This window comes from Synechococcus sp. F70.1 (genome assembly GCF_047502745.1).
Lineage (GTDB): Bacteria > Cyanobacteriota > Cyanobacteriia > Thermostichales > Thermostichaceae > Thermostichus.
Genome location: NZ_JANSJL010000058.1, coordinates 1 through 2491 on the forward strand (window position 1 = coordinate 1; position 2491 = coordinate 2491).

Sequence of the window (2491 nt, forward strand, 5' to 3'; positions counted from 1 at the left end):
CAGCGGCGAACCTACTGGAGGGGTGACCCTCCGGAAAAATAGCTCGGTGCCAGACCCTACTACACCCCTCGGTGGGGGTTTTTTGCTGGAAGAAGGAGGGCAGTTACTGCCTTGCTAGGCAAAGGGAAGGAGCTATCTCCTACTGGACTCAGAAGCTGCACTCTGACTCAACCAAGCTTTAAGGCGATAGGTAGCCTGGCAATCGTCCTCGTTGTAGATGAGTGCCTGCTCTAGATAGTGGCGATCTCGTGTTTCTAGCCACTGGCTATACCAGTAGATGGAGTAGGCTCCATTGGCCTCGGGCAGTCGCCACTTGAACCCCAACCAGCGGGCGATGTTCTTCAGGGAGTAGCTCTCAACGGGCAGCACTACCGACCGCTGAATCCAGGTGTGTAAATCCACAAAGCGCTCCAACAGTTGCTGCACCTCTCGGGGATCCGTTTGGTACTGCTCCCCCAGTTGCCGGCAAGTCTGTACTTCAAAGCCATGGAAATGATAAATGGGCGCCTCAGGGTAACGTTGAACCAACTCTAGAAACTGTTGCCAGGCCTGTCCTTCCTCCTGTGGCTCGGCAGCTAGGCAACTGTAGTAGTTGACAACCTTGTGCTCCTCTGCTTGTTCTACCACGAGCAAGCCCAGCAGGTAAGCAACGTTGTGGCGGGGATCTGCCTCGATGTCGAAGTACAGCTCCACGGGCGCTGTCGGCAGAGCTGGGGGTGGGGATTGCAGCCAGAGGGGCTGGCGGCTGAGGGTGGCGCGGGCTTGGAGCTGTAGTTGCAGGGCCACGTCGACTTCCAACTTGGGAATGGCCTGTAGCGTTTCTAGGGGGGCGTTGGCTAAGGCTTCAATTGAGTCAATCCCCGCCTTTTGCAGAAGGGGATAGCGGGATCTAGTTACACCCGGTAGCAGGCTGAGGGGCTGGGTGGTGGCGTTTAGCTGCCGACAGTAGTTCCGCCAGTGGCAGAGATGACAGCGGCTGCGGGCCATTAACACCTGGGGCGGCTCGGGTCGACTAAGGGAGCGCAGGTAATCTTGCAGCAGGCGGCGCACCTGAGCACGTCGTCGATCTAGCTCGACGGGGTACCATTCCTTGTCTTTCAAAATTAGAAAGCCGTGCTTGGGCACCTGCCCCTCCAGGGATCCAAGCAACTCGGCCTGCAAAGCCAACAACAGTTCGTACTCCGGCTTGGGGCGCTTGCCGAGGCGAATGTGCACCGGCAGGTAAACGGGCCGGTCTTGGCTGCGAAGGGCGGGATCCCGAATCAGGAGGTCCAGCGAGCTGCTTACCCAAACGGAACGAAACTCTGGAACAGCCCTAGTGGAGTCGTCCTCAGGGAGCTCAACCTCTGTCTCAGGGGAAGAGGCGAGGGCAACTTCAGAGCTGGCAAGCTCCGCCTCAGCTTCCCAAAACAGCTCTGCTACAATCTGCCCGCCGTAGATCCGCTCCGCCCCTGCTGCCATAGCTGCCAGAAGGGCTTCATTGCCCGGCGCGACCTGTTCTCCCGGGAATCGCTCCAGGACAGTAGCTTGCAGAGCTTGGCGATCCCGACGCCATTGCTCCAGCAGGTTTTCCGTCGGCAGCTTGGCTTCTTGAGGTCCAAAGCGATCCAAGTAGGGCAGGCGACGACAGCGAAAAAAGGCCAGCACCTCTTCTGTGTCCACAGAACCCTGCTGGGCTGGTGCAAGCGGGAACTCCAAGGGCGGATGACCTCAGCTCTGCTGTCATTGTGACATGCCTTAAGCCTTGGGCTGCTGAGCTAGCAAGAAGTGGGCAATGAGGCGCTCAACCGTTTCGGCTTGGCACCGGGCTGTTTCCGCTTGCTGCTGGCAAACCGCCTTGAACTCCTCCAGCCACGCGCTGTGCTCTTGCGTCATCCGCGCCTGCTGCTGAACGATGTCTTTTAAGTGGGACAAGTCGTCTTTGATAGAGCTGACGGCTTCAACTAGGGTCAACACAGCGCCGACTAGGCGATCCAGTCGGAAGTCAATCTGATCAAATCGGTCTCTAGTCTGCATAGCGCCTCGCCTGAATGGTTATAGCTTGGTGCTTCGGGTAGAGCTTTGGCCTAGCCCCGCTCCTCAGCTGGATGTCAATTATTTTACAAGGGCGAGGTGAAAGCTCCGAGTAAGGAGGATCACAGCCGCCCAGGAGAGAAGGCCAACCCAACTGGCGTATGCTAGGGAAGAAAGACTTCTTTACACTGCAGATGGAGCTGATTGCAACCCCTCTTTCAATGGCCCCGACTCTGCCCCAGACCCAGCCGGCGGCAGTGGAAATGCAGGGGGTGTGGAAGCGCTTTGGGCAGCAGGTGGCTGTTCAGGACTTGAGCCTGCGGATCTTTCAGGGGGAGGTATTTGCCCTGCTGGGGCCCAACGGCGCCGGCAAATCCACCACCATCCGCATGCTCACTAGCCTCACGCGACCCAGCCAGGGATCCATCCAAGTGGGGGGCTACGACGTGGTGCGGGATCCCTTAGCAGTGCGGCGGCA

3 protein-coding genes are annotated in these 2491 nt (G+C 58.5%); 1 reads left to right on the forward strand and 2 read right to left on the reverse strand.

Features of this window, described 5'->3' with window-relative positions; genetic code table 11:
* Nucleotides 1-132 precede the first annotated feature (132 nt).
* Both NW860_RS05830 and NW860_RS05835 read right to left on the reverse strand, forming a co-directional pair.
* Nucleotides 133-1662 (reverse strand): TM0106 family RecB-like putative nuclease, encoded by a 1530-nt coding sequence (locus NW860_RS05830; RefSeq protein ID WP_414512997.1) that lies wholly within the window; start codon nucleotides 1660-1662, stop codon nucleotides 133-135.
* Nucleotides 1663-1737: 75 nt separating this feature from the next.
* The gene (locus tag NW860_RS05835) at nucleotides 1738-2016 is read right to left on the reverse strand and encodes a hypothetical protein (RefSeq protein ID WP_414512999.1); all 279 of its coding nucleotides are present in this window, start codon (nucleotides 2014-2016) and stop codon (nucleotides 1738-1740) included.
* Between the two features lie 191 nt (nucleotides 2017-2207).
* Here NW860_RS05835 and NW860_RS05840 point away from each other — a divergent pair.
* Nucleotides 2208-2491: ATP-binding cassette domain-containing protein (locus NW860_RS05840; RefSeq protein ID WP_414513001.1), on the forward strand; the 284-nt coding region annotated here is incomplete at its 3' end.